The 15,599-nt window shown below is 67.5% G+C and carries 15 protein-coding genes; 10 read left to right on the top strand and 5 right to left on the bottom strand.

The window, feature by feature from the left end; genetic code table 11:
• Positions 1-4 precede the first annotated feature (4 nt).
• Positions 5-472, bottom strand: coding sequence for a ribonuclease P protein component (gene rnpA / locus ACW7GZ_RS07785; RefSeq protein ID WP_457004050.1), 468 nt, complete (start codon positions 470-472; stop codon positions 5-7).
• 49 nt (positions 473-521) lie between these two features.
• On the bottom strand, positions 522-662 hold the full coding sequence (rpmH, locus tag ACW7GZ_RS07780; protein ID WP_343254571.1) for a 50S ribosomal protein L34: 141 nt from the start codon (positions 660-662) through the stop codon (positions 522-524).
• Positions 663-882: 220 nt separating this feature from the next.
• On the opposite strand from rpmH, the gene dnaA reads away from it, so the two are divergent.
• The 10 genes from dnaA to ACW7GZ_RS07730 all read left to right on the top strand — a co-directional run bounded on the left by dnaA (position 883) and on the right by ACW7GZ_RS07730 (position 12,782).
• Positions 883-2,217, top strand: coding sequence for a chromosomal replication initiator protein DnaA (dnaA, locus tag ACW7GZ_RS07775; protein WP_457004047.1), 1,335 nt, complete (start codon positions 883-885; stop codon positions 2,215-2,217).
• 255 nt (positions 2,218-2,472) lie between these two features.
• Entirely contained in the window at positions 2,473-3,573 is a 1,101-nt protein-coding gene (gene dnaN, locus ACW7GZ_RS07770) for a DNA polymerase III subunit beta (RefSeq protein WP_457008658.1), read from the top strand.
• 70 nt (positions 3,574-3,643) lie between these two features.
• Positions 3,644-4,717 carry a DNA replication/repair protein RecF gene (gene recF, locus ACW7GZ_RS07765; RefSeq protein ID WP_457008656.1) on the top strand — a complete coding sequence of 358 codons (1,074 nt, stop codon included), beginning with the start codon at positions 3,644-3,646 and terminating at the stop codon, positions 4,715-4,717.
• A gap of 840 nt (positions 4,718-5,557) precedes the next feature.
• Positions 5,558-8,008 (top strand): DNA topoisomerase (ATP-hydrolyzing) subunit B, encoded by a 2,451-nt coding sequence (gene gyrB, locus ACW7GZ_RS07760; RefSeq protein ID WP_457004041.1) that lies wholly within the window; start codon positions 5,558-5,560, stop codon positions 8,006-8,008.
• Between the two features lie 68 nt (positions 8,009-8,076).
• On the top strand, positions 8,077-8,892 hold the full coding sequence (locus ACW7GZ_RS07755; protein ID WP_457004040.1) for a M48 family metallopeptidase: 816 nt from the start codon (positions 8,077-8,079) through the stop codon (positions 8,890-8,892).
• A gap of 118 nt (positions 8,893-9,010) precedes the next feature.
• Complete coding sequence (locus ACW7GZ_RS07750) at positions 9,011-10,234, top strand: tetratricopeptide repeat protein (protein WP_457008654.1); 1,224 nt, start codon at positions 9,011-9,013, stop codon at positions 10,232-10,234.
• A 150-nt stretch (positions 10,235-10,384) separates the two neighbouring features.
• The gene (locus ACW7GZ_RS07745) at positions 10,385-11,050 is read left to right on the top strand and encodes an energy transducer TonB (RefSeq protein WP_457004036.1); all 666 of its coding nucleotides are present in this window, start codon (positions 10,385-10,387) and stop codon (positions 11,048-11,050) included.
• A 97-nt stretch (positions 11,051-11,147) separates the two neighbouring features.
• A complete protein-coding gene (locus tag ACW7GZ_RS07740) occupies positions 11,148-11,894 on the top strand; it encodes a MotA/TolQ/ExbB proton channel family protein (protein WP_457004034.1) in 747 nt (248 codons plus the stop codon).
• A 33-nt stretch (positions 11,895-11,927) separates the two neighbouring features.
• A complete protein-coding gene (locus tag ACW7GZ_RS07735) occupies positions 11,928-12,353 on the top strand; it encodes an ExbD/TolR family protein (protein WP_457004032.1) in 426 nt (141 codons plus the stop codon).
• A gap of 15 nt (positions 12,354-12,368) precedes the next feature.
• Complete coding sequence (locus ACW7GZ_RS07730) at positions 12,369-12,782, top strand: ExbD/TolR family protein (protein ID WP_457004031.1); 414 nt, start codon at positions 12,369-12,371, stop codon at positions 12,780-12,782.
• A gap of 140 nt (positions 12,783-12,922) precedes the next feature.
• Here ACW7GZ_RS07730 and ACW7GZ_RS07725 read toward each other — a convergent pair whose 3' ends face one another.
• The 3 genes from ACW7GZ_RS07725 to cls form a co-directional block, all read right to left on the bottom strand.
• Positions 12,923-13,720, bottom strand: a complete 798-nt coding sequence (locus tag ACW7GZ_RS07725; RefSeq protein ID WP_457004029.1) for a pyridoxine 5'-phosphate synthase — start codon at positions 13,718-13,720, stop codon at positions 12,923-12,925.
• A 42-nt stretch (positions 13,721-13,762) separates the two neighbouring features.
• Positions 13,763-14,029 (bottom strand): hypothetical protein, encoded by a 267-nt coding sequence (locus tag ACW7GZ_RS07720; protein ID WP_457004027.1) that lies wholly within the window; start codon positions 14,027-14,029, stop codon positions 13,763-13,765.
• 112 nt (positions 14,030-14,141) lie between these two features.
• Positions 14,142-15,590, bottom strand: a complete 1,449-nt coding sequence (gene cls / locus ACW7GZ_RS07715; protein ID WP_457008652.1) for a cardiolipin synthase — start codon at positions 15,588-15,590, stop codon at positions 14,142-14,144.
• Between the last annotated feature and the right edge of the window lie 9 nt (positions 15,591-15,599).

Genomic DNA, 15,599 nt, shown 5'->3' with positions numbered 1-15,599 from the left:
AGGCTCATTCGCCGGCGGGACGCGGCGTGGGGTCGGGAAGGTCCGCGGCAATCGCGGGAATGGCGGAGGTCGCCGCGTGCGCGGGGATCGGCGGTACCGCCGCGGGCATTGTGCCGCCCGGCTCCGGCGCGGGCAACGCACCGGCACGGCGCAGCGCGTCGTGGAACGCCTCGCGAAGGACGGTGCGCGAAGCACCGGCCGCAGCGGGACGGGCCACGATCACGAAGGCGGCGTCGGGAAGGCGGGCGCGGAGTGCGCGGAATTCTTCGCGCAGCGCGCGTTTGATCCGGTTGCGTCCGACCGCGCGCCGGTCGACCTTGCGCGACACCGCCAGGCCAAGACGCGCCGGCTGGCCGTCGTGGAGCAGGTGCAGGGCAAGGATCGGGGTGCCGGTGCGGCGACCATCGCCGAACACACGGTCGAAGTCGGCGCGCACGCGCACGCGCGCTTGGCGGGGCAAGCGGCGATTCATGGCGTGGCGGAACGCGACGGGCGGCAGGCGTTCAGGCCGCCCGGCGACATCAGGCGGTGAGGCGCTTGCGGCCCTTGGCGCGGCGGCGGGCAAGGATCTTGCGGCCGTCGGCGGTCGCCATGCGGGCACGGAAGCCGTGGTCGCGCTTGCGCTTGAGGTTGCTGGGCTGGTAAGTGCGCTTGGTGGACATGGCGGTTGCTCGGGCGGGACGCAGCGGAAAGAACCGGAGATTCTATGGCGCGGGGATACCCCGGGTCAAATCGGGTCCGCGGCAGGGGTTCGCGACGCGTGCCCGTCGCGGCGCGCGGGCAGGTACGCGGTGGTAGGCTGGCTGCCCCCTTTCACCTTCCGCCGCTCGTGGCCCGGCCACGCCGCGCGGCAGGTCCCGCTGTCGGTAGTCGAACCAGAACATGGATGCTTGGCCCCGCTGTCTCGAACGCCTGGAAGCCGAACTCCCGGCCGAGGACGTGCATACCTGGTTGCGACCGTTGCAGGCTGCGCGCCGCGACGACTCCACCGTGCTGTACGCGCCCAACGCCTTCGTCCGGGACACCGTGCACGAGCGCTACATGCCGCGGATCCGCGAATTGCTGGGTTTCTTCGGCGACGCCGGCGCGGTATCGCTTGAAATCGGCTCCCTGCCGCGCGCCGCCGAACCGCAGCGCGCGCCGGCCACGGCCGCGGCCACCGCAGCGAGCGCGGCGGCGGGTGCCGCCGCCTTCCACGGCAACCTGGACAGCCATTACACCTTCGAGAACTTCGTCGAGGGCCGCAGCAACCAGCTGGGTCGCGCCGCGGCCTGGCAGGCTGCGCAGAAGCCCGGCGTGCGCGAACACAACCCGCTGCTGCTTTACGGCGGCACCGGGCTGGGCAAGACCCACCTGATGTTCGCCGCGGGCAACGAGATGCGCCGCAACAATCCCGGCGCGCGCGTGCTGTACATGCGCTCCAACGACTTCTACAGCGCGTTCTTCCGCTCGCTGCAGGAGCGTACGGCCGACCAGTTCAAGCGCCAGTTCCAGACGCTCGACGCGCTGCTGATCGACGACATCCAGTTCTTCGCCGGCAAGGACCGCACGCAGGAAGAGTTCTTCCACACCTTCAATGCACTGTTCGAGGGCCGGCAGCAGATCATCATGACCTGCGACCGTTTCCCGCGCGAAGTGGAGGGCCTGGAGCCGCGGCTGAAGTCACGCCTGGCCTGGGGCCTTCCGGTGGCGATCGACCCGCCTGATTTCGAAACCCGTGCGGCGATCGTGCTGGCCAAGGCGCGCGAGCGCGGCACCCACGTGCCCGAAGACGTGGCCTTCCTGCTGGCAAAGAAGATGCCCTCGAACGTGCGCGACCTCGAGGGTGCCCTGAACACGCTGTCGGCCCAGGCCAACTTCACCGGGCGTGCGATCACCATCGAGTTCGCGATGGAAACCCTGCGCGACCTGCTGCGCGCGCAGCAGGCGGCGATCAGCATCCCCAATATCCAGAAGACCGTGGCAGACTACTATGGTCTCCAGATCAAGGACATGCTGGGCAAGAAGCGGACGCGTTCGCTGGCCCGCCCCCGCCAGATGGCGATGGCGCTGGCCAAGGAACTCACCGAACACAGCCTGCCCGAGATCGGCGATGCGTTTTCCGGGCGGGACCACACCACGGTCCTGCACGCCTGTCGCCAGATCCGCACCCTTTCGCAGACCGATGGAAAGCTTCGCGAGGACTGGGACAAGCTCATCCGCAAGCTCAACGAATAACCGTCCGGCGGGCCGCCACAGCCCGGTGGACCGGAAGGGGACAAACTGTGGACAACTTCGGAGCCGGAAGAGGGGCCGATAATTGTCCACAGCTTGTCCAGCCCCGAAGGACGAGATTGTCAACCGGGTTGTAGCGCAATAAAGTTGTTTGAAATCAGTAGCTTGGATTGGTTGTCAACCGTTTTTACGGACACCACCTCCACCGCTTTTAAAGATTTATCCATTCAAGAGCCAAGGCAAGGGGACATCACCGGCATGCGTTTCAGTCTGCAGCGAGAAGCCTTCCTGAAGCCGTTGGCACAGGTCGTCAACGTGGTTGAACGCCGGCAGACCCTGCCGGTCCTGGCAAACCTGCTGGCGCTGGTCCAGGACGGCCAGCTGTCGCTGACCGGTACCGACCTGGAGGTCGAGATGATTGCGCGTTGCGCAGTCGACGACTCCCAGGACGGCGAGGTCACGATCCCGGCGCGCAAGCTGTTCGACATCGTCCGCGCCCTGCCCGACGGCAGCAAAGTCACCGTCAGCCAGACCGGTGACAAGATCACGGTGCAGGCGGGACGAAGCCGCTTCACCCTGGCCAGCCTGCCGGCGAACGACTTCCCGTCGATCGACGAGGTCGAGGCGACCGAGCGCGTCGAGGTTCCGGAAGCCGCGCTCAAGGAGCTGATCGAGCGGACCGCATTCGCCATGGCCCAGCAGGACGTGCGCTATTACCTCAACGGCCTGCTGTTCGACCTTGGCGACACCCACCTGCGCTGCGTAGCCACTGACGGCCATCGCCTAGCCCTGTGCGAGACGGCGCTCGACGGCAGTGCCCGGGCCAAGCGCCAGATCATCGTGCCGCGCAAGGGCGTGACCGAGCTGCAGCGCCTGCTGGAGGGCGGCGACCGGGTGCTCGAGCTTGAGATGGGCCGCAACCACATCCGCGTGAAACGTGACGATGTCACGTTCACCAGCAAGCTGATCGATGGCCGTTTCCCGGATTACGAAGCGGTGATTCCGATCGGCGCCGATCGCGAGGTCAAGGTCGACCGCGAGGTGCTGCGTGCGGCCCTGCAGCGCGCGGCCATCCTCTCGAACGAGAAGTACCGCGGCGTTCGCATCGAGGTTTCGCCGGGCCAGCTCAAGATCAACGCCCACAACCCCGAACAGGAAGAAGCGCAGGAAGAAATCGAGGCAGACACCTCGGTTGACGGCCTGGCGGTGGGCTTCAACGTGAACTACCTGCTTGATGCGCTGAGCGCCCTGCGCGACGACACCGTGATCCTGGCGCTGCGCGATGCGAACTCCTCCGCCCTGGTGCGCGAAGCCGCGAATGCGCGTTCACGCCACGTCGTGATGCCGCTGAGGCTGTGACCAGGAAGTTCCACGTGGAACACGAACGCCCGGCATCGCCCGGGCGTTCTGCTTTTCAGGGGCGTCCACTGTGCAGCTGAGTCGCCTCGACCTGCGCAACCTGCGCAATCTGGCCGATGTCAGCCTGCGCCCCGGCCCAAGCCTTAACCTGTTGCTTGGACCCAATGGCGCTGGCAAGACCAGCGTGCTCGAAGGGCTACACCTGCTTGCCTACGGACGCAGCTTTCGCGGCCGCGTCCGAGACGGACTGATCCGTACCGGACACGATGCGGTCGAGGTGTTCGCGGAATGGCGCGTCGAAGGGGAACAGGGCCCGCACCGTGCCGGGCTGCGCCATTCCGGCGGTGGCTGGGAAGCTCGCCTGGACGGTGATTCCGTCGACCATCTCGGTGAGCTCTGCGCTGCGTTTATGGTGGTGACCTTCGAACCCGGCAGCCACGCGCTGGTATCCGGAGGCGGCGAGCCGCGACGACGCTTCATCGACCGCGGCCTGTTCCACGTGGAACAGGGCTTCCTCCCGGTCTGGCGCCGCTACTCGCGCGCGCTGAAGCAGCGCAATGCACTGCTCAAGTCACGGGCCGGCGCTGCGCAGATTTCCGCTTGGGACCAGGAGCTGGCCGCTTCCGGCGAAGAGCTGACCCGGCGCCGGGTGCACTATCTCGACAGACTGCAGGAGCGGATGGCCCCAGTGGCTGCGGCCCTGGCGCCGAGCCTCGGCCTGATGTCACTCGAGTTCGAACCTGGTTGGAGGCGTTCCAGCCTGTCGCTGGCTGACGCGCTGGCCTTGGCGCGCGAAAGGGACCAGATGCTCGGACACACCAGCGTGGGTCCGCACAGGGCCGACTGGAAGCTTCGCCTTGCCGACAAGGACGAGGGAGAAGCCCTGTCCAGAGGCCAGGCGAAGCTGGCCGCCCTGTCCTGCCTGTTCGCCCAAGCCGCCGATTGTGCCGCCGAACGCGCGGACTGGCCGTTGATTGCGCTGGATGACCTCGCGTCCGAACTGGACGCGGAGCACCGTGTGCGAGTCATGGCCTTCCTCGACGGGACACCGGCCCAGGTGTTCGTGACCGGAACGGATCGGCTGGAAGCGAGTGGAGAGATAGTTGTGTTCCACGTGGAACAGGGATGCGTTGTGGCGGCTTGAAAGTTGATGTGTTTCACGTGAAACACCATTTCTTGGCATAAGCGGGCCTGCCGTTGTGGTTGGACCAGGTTTTTCTCCCGATTTGCATAGGGCTTCCGGCTGATTGCTCCGGGAGGTGTGCGCTGCCCGCCGTGGACGCAGGTGGGGGGGATGCCCAGCCGGATTATTCGCGTCCTGCTCCCAGATCCGGCCGCCGGCCATCCATGGCCGGCTCTGGGCATCCCCCCTGCATCCACGTCGGGCCCGGACCTTTGTCGCGGTCGGGGGAAGAAGCGGCGACGCCGACGTTGAAACCCGGTGGCGTCACCGGATCAAGCGGCACAGCCACGCCACAGCTACGCCCACGAGCGCGAGCGCGCCCGCTCCTGATCTCCGTCCCGAAGCCAAGAAACGCCACGGCCCGTCCCGTCCCGTGCACAGGGGGTGTGCGTACAGGCGGCCATGGATGGCCGGCGGCCGGCCTTGGGAGCAGGACGCGGACAGGCCGGGGAGCACACCCCCTGTGCACGGGACGGGCAGCGCGGACCAGGACGAAGCAGCTCCCGGCGCAACAACGCTCCAACTGTCACGTCATCCCGGAGCCTCGAGAAGAGCCAGCCACTCCGCCGGGTCGTATGCCTCCCCAGTCGGGAGAAGAACCAAACAAAGGGATTCGGGACGGTGGTCGTTGGAAGGTCCCCTTGGTCGGGATCGCAGTTATGGCTGCTCCTGCACAGGAGCCCTTGCCATGCGCCGCAAACTGGTATAATGGCCGTCTCAGGCCCCTATAAGTAATGTGTCGTGCGCCGGCGTCGCCGCGCTGGCCGTTGCCGGGCGATTCCAACGGCCAGAAATATCCAGATGACTGACGATACCGGCAGCACCCCCGAGACCGCGAACACCGGCTACGACTCCAGCAAGATCACCGTTTTGCGCGGCCTCGAGGCCGTCCGCAAGCGCCCGGGCATGTACATCGGTGACGTGCATGACGGCACCGGCCTGCACCACATGGTGTTCGAGGTGGTCGACAACTCGGTCGACGAAGCGCTCGCCGGCCATGCCGACGACATCAACGTGGTCATCCACGAGGATGGCTCGGTTTCGGTGTCCGACAACGGACGCGGCATTCCGGTCGACATCCACAAGGAAGAGCATGTCTCCGCGGCCGAGGTCATCCTGACCGTGCTCCACGCCGGCGGCAAGTTCGACGACAACAGCTACAAGGTGTCCGGTGGCCTGCACGGCGTCGGCGTTTCAGTGGTCAACGCGCTGAGCGAGCACCTGTGGCTCGATATCTGGCGCGATGGCGAGCACCATCGCCAGGAATACGCCCTGGGCGAGCCCCTGTACCCGCTCAAGGTGCTGGAGCCGTCAGGCGGGCGCCGCGGCACCACGCTGCGCTTCAAGCCCGCCACCGCGATCTTCAGCGACGTCGAGTTCCACTATGAGGTCCTGGCGCGCCGCCTGCGGGAGCTGTCGTTCCTGAATTCGGGCGTCAGGATCACCCTCAGCGACGAGCGCGGCGAGCCGCGCCGCGACGTGTTCGAGTACGAGGGCGGCATCGCCTCCTTCGTCGAGCACCTGGCCCAGCTCAAGACCCCGCTGCACCCCAAGGTGATCTCGGTCATCGGTGAGGAGAACGGCATCACCGTCGAAGCGGCGCTGCAGTGGACGGACTCCTACCAGGAGACCATGTTCTGCTTCACCAACAACATCCCGCAGAAGGATGGCGGTACCCACCTGATCGGCTTCCGCGCGGCGCTCACGCGCACGTTGACCAATTACATCGAACAGAGCGGCATCGCCAGGCAGGCCAAGGTGCAGCTGTCCGGCGACGACATGCGCGAAGGCATGATCGCGGTGTTGTCGGTGAAGGTGCCCGACCCCAGCTTCTCCTCGCAGACCAAGGAAAAGCTGGTCAGCTCGGAAGTGCGCCCGGTGGTTGAACACACCTTCGGCGCCAAGCTCGACGCCTTCCTCCAGGAAAATCCGAACGAAGCCAAGGCCATCGCCGGCAAGATCGTCGACGCCGCCCGCGCCCGCGAGGCCGCGCGCAAGGCGCGCGACCTGACCCGGCGCAAGGGCGCGCTGGACATCGCCGGGCTCCCGGGCAAGCTCGCCGACTGCCAGGAGAAGGATCCGGCGCTCAGCGAACTGTTCATCGTGGAGGGTGACTCGGCCGGCGGCTCCGCCAAGCAGGGCCGCAACCGCAAGAACCAGGCGGTGCTGCCGCTCAGGGGCAAGATCCTCAACGTCGAGCGCGCGCGCTTCGACCGCATGCTGGCTTCGGACCAGGTCGGCACCCTGATCACCGCGCTCGGCACCGGCATCGGCAAGGACGAGTACAACCCGGACAAGCTGCGCTACCACCGCATCATCATCATGACCGACGCCGACGTCGACGGCGCCCATATCCGCACTCTGCTGCTGACCTTCTTCTACCGGCAGATGCCGGAGCTGATCGAGCGTGGGCACATCTATATCGGCCTGCCGCCGCTGTACAAGATCAAGCAGGGCAAGACCGAGATCTACCTGAAGGACGACGCGTCGCTCGATGCCTACCTCGCCGGCAACGCGGTCGAGAACGCCACCCTGGTGCCCGCCGAAGACGAGCCGGGGATCAGCGGCGCAGCGCTTGAGAAGCTGCTGCTGGTCTACGCCGCCGCGCGCGAAACCATCACCCGCAACGCCTACCGCTACGACCCCGTCGTGCTCGGCGCACTGATCGATTTCACGCCGCTGGATGCCGAAATCCTCGCCGGCAACGTCGACGAGCGCCACGAGCTGGACATGCTGGAGAACCGACTCAACGAATCGGGCCTCGGCAAGCCGCGCTACAGCCTCGAATTCCAGCCGGCCACCGACACCGCCGGTCCGGCGCTGGTGGTGAACCGCCGCCACATGGGCGTGGATGCGGTGCAGGTGCTTCCGTTCTCGGCCTTCGAGGGCGGCGAGCTGCGGGCGCTGCGTGACGCCGCGGCGCTGCTGCATGGCCTGGTTCGCGAGGGTGCGCGGATCATCCGCGGCAGCCGCGTGCAGACGGTCGCAAACTTCGCCCAGGCCCAGGCCTGGCTGCTCGAAGAGGCCAAGAGGGGGCGCCAGATCCAGCGCTTCAAGGGCCTGGGTGAGATGAACCCCGAGCAACTCTGGGACACCACGGTCAACCCCGAGACGCGGCGCCTGTTGCAGGTGACGATCGAGGACGCCGTCGGCGCGGACCAGATCTTCAGCACGTTGATGGGCGACGTGGTCGAGCCGCGTCGCGCCTTCATCGAAGACAATGCGCTGAGGGTGTCCAACCTCGACGTATGATCCTGCCGGTTGACGCCGTCTTCAGATGGCGACGCCTACAACCAACGCAGCCCAATCAGGATGTCGCCATGAAGACACTGCCACTTGCATTCGCCGTTGCCGCCACGGTGGCCATGGCCGCCTGCGCCACCACCACGTCGCCTACCGGGCGGACCCAGTACGTAGGTGCGGTGTCGCAGGAGCAGCTCAACCAGCTCGGCGCCCAGGCCTTCACCGAGCAGAAGGCGCAGATGAAGCAGACCGGCAATGCCACGCAGAAGCGATACGTGGACTGCGTGGTCCGGGCGGTGGTCGCCCAGTTGCCCGCCTCACAGCGCCAGATCGCCTGGGAGTCGGCGGTTTTCGTCGATGACAACCCCAACGCCTTCGCGCTGCCCGGTGGCAAGGTCGGCGTGTACACCGGCATCTTCAGCGTCGCGAAGAACCAGGACCAGCTGGCGGCGGTGATCGCGCACGAGGTCGGGCACGTGATCGCGAACCACCACGATGAACGCATTACCCGCCAGATGGGCGCCCAGGGCGCCTTGGGCGTGGTTGGCGCGCTGGTCGGCTCGCGCTACGGCGAGGGCGCCACCCAGACCACCAACCAGCTTGGCGGCGCCGCGCTGCAGACGGCGTTCCTGCTCCCCGGTTCGCGCGTGCAGGAAAGCGAGGCGGATGTCGTCGGCCAGCAGCTGATGGCCGAAGCGGGGTTTGATCCGCGCCAGGCGGTCAATCTGTGGCAGAACATGATCGCCGCCAGCGGCGGCAACCGGCCGGCGCAGTGGCTGTCGACGCATCCGGATCCGAGCGCCCGCATCGGTGAGCTGCAGTCGCGTGCCACCAGCCTGGTTCCGGCATGGGAGCAGGCCCGGGCCGCCGGTCGACGTCCAGCCTGCGGTTGAACCATTCCGCCATCGTCCAATGGTGCGCTCGCGTCGACGATACATCTTCTGGTAGTTTTGGCTCCCCCCAGCACGAGCGACACTGATCGTCGCGTGCTTCGCACATCCGAGGCCTGTCATGTCCGCAATTTCGACCCACCGCTCCCTGCTGGTTTCCGCGATCGTCGCAGTGCTCGCCCTGGGCGTTGCCACCGATGCCGTTGCGCAGACCCCCAGCGAGCGCGCCGCCGAGCGTCGCGCCGCCCGCCAGGCCGGCGCGGACGCCGGCAAGCAGGACTCGCGGAAAGGCGAGGCAGCCGCGGAAGAGTATCCGGCGGCCACCCGCAAGCAGCCTGGCCTGAGCGCAAGCTCGCGCATCGGGGCACAGCTCAACAAGGTTTCCGAGGCGCAGCAGGCCGGTGACCTAGCCGCCGCCGAAGCCGCCGCCGCCGAAATCCTTGGCGATGACAAGGCCAACGCCTATGAGCGCGCGATCACCCTGCGCCTGGTGGCCGACCTGCTGATCAACGAAGACAACGAGCGCGCCAAGAGCTACCTGCGTGAAGCCATCGAGCTTGAAGGCCTTGGCAACAATGAACACTTCAACAGCATGCTGATGCTTGCCCAGATCCAGATGCAGGACGACGACTACGCCGGCTCGCTGGCCACGCTCGACCGCATGATCGCCGAGACCCACACCGACAAGACCGATGTGCTGGTCCTGCGCGGCAACGCGCTGTACCGTCTGGAGCGCTACGACGACGCCATCGCCGCACTCGAGCCTCTGGTCAAGGGCAATCCCGAGGCTCGCGCCGACTGGAGCCAGCTGCTGATGGCGTCGTATTCGGAAAGTGGCCGGGGCAGTGACGCCATGGCCCTTGCCGAGCAGGTCGCGTCGCAGACTCCGGGCGACAAGCGCGCCCAGCTCAACCTTGCCAGCGTCTACCTGCAGGGCGACGACTATCCCAAGGCCATCGCCGTCTACGAGGGCCTGCGTTCGGCCGGGCAGCTCACCGAAGAGGCGGAATACCGCAACCTCTCGGCGCTGTACCTCAACAGCGAGGATGGCGAGCGCAATGCCATCAGCGTGATCAACGAGGGCCTGGAGAAGGGCGTCCTCAAGCCCGACCAGAAGACCTATGCACAACTCGCGCAGGCGTACTACTTCAGCGACCAGCCCGGCGAGGCGATCAAGGCCTACCAGAAGGCAGCGCCGCTAGACGACAGCGGCGCGACCTACCTCAACCTAGCCAAGGTGCTGGCCAGCGAAGGGCGCAGTGCCGAATCCAAGGATGCCGCGCAGAAGGCCATCGACAAGGGCCTGGACGACCCTGCCGAAGCACGCAAGCTGCTGGCGCGCTGACACAGTGGTCCGTGAAAAGAAGGTCGACGGTGCGGTAGAACCGCGCGGCATGATTGGTATAAGCTTGGAAATTCCCGCGCAGAAGCCGAGTGCGGATCCAGACATCATTTTTCGGGGCGCTCCCGGCCCGGCCAGAATCGAGTTTTCCGCATGACGCAGCACGCAACGACCCCCGACCGGAACAATGACCAGGACGAGGGCCTGAACTGGGCGCGTATCGCCGGTTTCACCATGGTGGTGGCATTCCATGCCGCCGCCGTCCTGCTCCTGCTGGCCCCGGTGAATCCGCCAGGCGCCCCGCCGGAAGAAGAAGCGGTCACCCGCGTGGTCCTGATCGAGCCGCCGCCGCCGCCGCCGCCGCCGCCGCCGCCGCCGCCCAAGCCGCCGGAGCCGCAGCCGATCCGCGAGCTGGTGCCGCCGCAGCCGACCCCGCTGCCGCCGCCGCCCCAGGAGCCGCCGGTGGTATTCGACGAACCCTCGCCGATGGATACCCCGGCGCCGCCGCCGGCACCGCCCGCGCCGCCTGCACCGGTGGCGAACATCGGCGCCAGCGTCGATCCGTCATCGCGCAGCATGAACCCGCCGAAATATCCGCCGGCCGCGCAGCGTGCAGGCATCACCGGCGAGGTGATCCTGATCGTTGAAGTCGATGCCAGCGGCAACGTCATCGACGTGTCGGTGGAAAAATCCAGCCGCAACCGCGATCTCGACCGTTCGGCCGTCACCGCCGCCCGCGGCTGGCGCTTCAATCCCGAGATGCGGGACGGCGTCCCGGTCGCAGGCCGCGTCCGCGTCCCGGTGGCCTTCGTCCTCTGACGGGGGTTGCGCCGCGGCGCACCACCGCATCACATGCAATACCCGCTGTACCCGCTACACCCTTTTCCAACACCACAACATCTAGAAGGTAAGCGTCATGCTGCAGGAAACCACTAACGTCCCCGCCGCCGGAGGCAGCAACGCTGCAGCGCTCCAGCAGATGGGTTTCGCGGACATGGTCCAACACATGGATGCGGTCGGCTGGGTGGTGCTCATCACCCTCCTGATCATGTCGGCCATGTCGATCTACTGGATCATCTTCAACTTCATCAAGCACATGCGCCTGCGCGGCAGCGCCGACCGCGTGATCACCACGTTCTGGGAAACCCAGAACGCGCAGGACGCGATCCGCGCCATGGAAGAGGAATCGCGCAGCGAGCCCTTCTCGAAGGTCGCGCTTGACGCCGCCCAGGCCGCCGCGCACCACCAGCGCCACGAAGGTTCGCGCCTGGTCGAGTCGCTCAACCGCTCCGAGTTCGTCGACCGCGCGCTGCGCCAGGGCGTGACCCGCGAGTCGCTGAAGCTCGAAGCCGGCCTGACCGTGCTTGCCACCGTTGGTTCGACCGCGCCGTTCGTCGGCCTGCTCGGTACCGTGTGGGGCATCTACCGTGCGCTGATCCGCATCGGTGCCAGCGGCCAGGCCGACATCGGCGCGGTTGCCGGTCCGGTTGGCGAGGCGCTGATCATGACCGCGCTCGGCCTCGGCGTCGCGATCCCGGCGGTGCTTGGCTACAACTTCTTCGTGCGCCTGAACCGCGGCCTGAACTACAAGCTCGACACGTTCGCCCACGACCTGCACGACTTCTTCGCCACCGGCTCGCGCGTCGGCGAGCAGAAGCGCTGATAGTCCAGGAACGGCCAGTAACGGAGAACCGACATGGCTTATAGCTCAAGCGGTAACGGCCATGACAAGGTCAACGCCACGATCAACATCGTGCCGCTGGTCGACGTGATGCTGGTGCTGCTGATCATCTTCATGGTCACGGCACCGCTCATGGCCCACAAGGTCGAGGTCGAGCTCCCGCAGGCCAACCTGGACGAGCAGCCCGAGATGGCACCGGCCGCCCCGCCGATCACCATCGCGGTGACCGACGCGGGCGAGGTCTATCTCAACGACCAGCCGGTCACGCTCCAGCTGCTGGAAAGTTCGCTTGCGGTCGAGGCCCAGAAAACGCCCCAGCCGCCGGTGAACGTCCGCGCCGACAAGACCACGAAGTACGGAATGGTGAAGGAAGTCGTCGATCTCGCGCAGGCCGCCGGCATGCGCAAGGTGGGCTTTGTCGCCACTCGCGAGAACAACTGACCCGGAGTTTGCAACATGGCTTTTTCCTCCAATTCCGGTGACGGCCCGATGGCCGACATCAACATCATTCCGCTCTGCGACGTGATGCTGGTGCTGCTCATCATCTTCATGGTCACGGCGCCGCAGCTGTCGTATCCGATCGACATCGACCTGCCGCAGCGTTCGATCAATCGCCCGGAAAATCCGGTCGAGCCGCCGGAGCCGATCAAGCTCCGGATCGACGGCTCGGGCCAGATCTTCTGGAACGACAGCCCGGCACCGATCACGGCACTGCGCAGCATGATGGAGACCGAGGTCCAGCGTGACCCGGGCAACCAGCCCACGCTGCAGATCGATGTCAACGAGGATGCCGATTATGGTGTTCTCGCCAAGGTCCTGGCCGAGGCGAAGAACGCGCAGATGATGAAGATCGGCTTCATCAAGAACTGATCCCGCAACACCCGTCCGCGGCGTCGCCTGCAGCGCGCCGCGGATCGGACACCACGTTTGCTTTCTTGCGCCGCCCCACAAAGGCGGCGTCTTTTTTGTGCCTGGCGTGGGTTCGCGGAAGAGCAAAAATTATTGCCGCGTCATCCGTGGCAGAAGGACCCTTGCCCTTCGCGCCCCTGCAAAAGCGCGAGGTAACGCCGGACCGTCGTGGCCAGGCCTTCGTAGAGGGCGTCGCCGATGAGGGCGTGGCCGATCGAGACTTCTTCGATGCCGGGCACCGCGGACAGGAAGTCGGCAAGGTTGGACTGGCTGAGATCATGGCCGGCGTTGACGCCGAGCCCTGCGGCGCGGGCGCGACGGGCGGTATCGGCGCAGGCGGCCAGCGCGCCGGATGCGGCGCCGGCGGCGTGTTCTTCGGCGAAGGGGCCGGTGTAGATCTCGATGCGGTGGGCGCCGGTGGTAGCCGCGGCCTCGATTGCGGCGTTGCCGGCGTGGGAATCGGCATGGGCGTCGGCGAACAGGCTGACGCGGCAGCCGAGCGCGCGCAGTTCGTCCACGATGGGCGCAAGGCGGGCGCCGTCGCGCACGAAGTCGAAGCCGTGGTCGGAGGTGATCTGGCCGTCGTCGTCGGGCACCAGGGTGGCCTGGGCCGGACGGGCCTCGCGGCACAGGGCGATGAATCCGGGATAGCCGGGCCGCGGCGGCGCGAACGGGTTGCCTTCGAGGTTGAGTTCGACATCGCGCGCGGCGGCGAGCCCGGCCAGCGCCATGACGTCGTCGGCGCGTGCATGGCGCGCGTCAGGGCGTGGATGCAGGGTCAGGCCGTGGGCGCCGGCATCGAGGCAGGCGCGGGCCGCGCGCAGCATGTCGGGTTCGCCGCCGCCGCGTGAATTGCGCAGCACGGCGATCTTGTTGAGGTTGACGCTGAGCCGGGTCATGGAGGGCAGGATACCCGTCCCTGCGCGGCCGGCGGCGAGCGCTCAGCCGAGTGGCGGTTCGCCGGCCTGGGCCTGCTCGGCGAGGCGGCGCGCTTCCGCCTGCTCGCGCAGGCGCTTGAGCTCGACCGGGTCGAGCATCATGCTGTCGTCGCGCGACTGGTTGCCCACGCGCTGCGCGAGCAGGCCCAGCACCCAGGCCACGGTGGCGGCCAGGGCCACCAGCAGGCAGAGCACGGCAAGTACCATCGACGATGCGTTCAGCGCCACGGCGAACGCGGCCACGGCCAGCAGCAGGAACAACCAGGGCATCGCACGCCTCCACGGGAACTGTCCCGAAGTCTAGCCGCTGGCGGCGCGCGCGCGCGCCGCCGCCGGGCGGTGGCAGCGTGCCGCCGGTCGCAGAACCGGCGCCCGCACGGCCTTACAGCAGCGGCGACATCAGCCGGGCCAGGGCTTCGGGCAGGCGCGCGCGCAGCAGCGGGCGATGGCGGCCGCGCTGGACCCGCGGCGCATGTGCCAGTTCGCCTTCGATCAGTGCGGCGAGGTCGGCGGCGATCTCCGGATCGTCGAAGAGCACCGAGACCTCGAAGTTGAGGCGGAAGCTGCGGTGGTCGAAGTTGGCGCTGCCGATCACCACCAGTTCGTCATCGACCAGCAGCGACTTGCTGTGCAGCATGCGCGGGCCGTACTCGTAGATCTTCACGCCGGCGACCAGCAGCGGGCCGAAGTAGGAGCGCGCGGCCAGCGTCACCAGCTTCGAGTCGCTGTCGCGGGGTACCAGCAGGCGCACGTCCAGGCCGGCCAGCGCCGCCGAAGTCAGCGCCATCATCGCCGCCTCGCCGGGCACGAAGTAGGGCGTGGTCAGCCAGACGCGATGCTTCGCAGCCTGGATCGCCGAGACGTGCAGACGGTGGATCGCCTCCCAGGGCGAATCCGGGCCGGACACCAGCACCTGTGCGCGGACCGGGCCCGGTGCGGCCGCGCGCGGCGTGTCGCGGGCGACGTCGGAAAGGAAATCATGATCGCCGGTGGCGTAGGCCCAGTCCTCGCAGAACACCAGCTGCAGCACGCGAACCACGGCGCCCTCGAGGCGCAGATGCAGGTCGCGGTAGGCGGAGTCGCCCAAGCGTTCGTCCTGCTCGTCGGTGACGTTCATGCCGCCGGTGTAGGCCACGCATCCGTCGATGACCACGATCTTGCGGTGGGTGCGCAGGTTCGCCCACGGCCGCCGCCAGACGTGGCCGAAGCGCATGGGGTGGAACCAGGCGAGCTCGCCGCCGGCATCGAGCAGCGGCTTGAAGAACCGTCGCGCGTTGGCCGAACCGATCGCATCCAGCAGCAGCCGCACCTTCACGCCGGCGCGGGCGCGTTCGACCAGGGCCTCGCGCAGCGCGGTACCGGTGTGGTCGGGTTCGTAGATGTAGTACTCCAGGTGCACGTGCCTGGTGGCCACCGCGATATCGGCCAGCAGCGCCTGGTACTTGGCGGCGCCGTCGACCAGCAGGCGCACGTCGCGCGCGCTCGACTGCGACAGGCCGGTGGTGGCGGCGGCAAGGCGCGCGAGTTCGACGGCGTCCGCGTGCGCGGGGTCGGCGAAGGCCTCGCCGGCCGGCGCCGACTGGCGACTGCGCGCGCGCCGCAGCCGATGGCGCTCGATCCGCTGCGGCCCGAACACGTGGTAGATGAAGAGGCCAAGGTAGGGCAGCAGCGCCAGGCCCAGCAGCCAGCTGAGGGTGGCCACCGGCTCGCGCTTCTTGAGGATGATGACGCCGCCCAGCAGCACCAGGTACGCGGCCCAGGCGGTGACCAGCCAGGCCCCCAGGTGGGGGATCGAAAGCAGTGCCTGCCAGGCTTCGCGCAACGCGTCCACACAGCGCTC

The sequence above is a fragment of the Luteimonas sp. A537 genome (assembly GCF_054052065.1).
The sequence above is the reverse complement of the archived record's forward strand: the minus strand, read 5'-3'. Positions and strand labels throughout refer to the sequence as shown.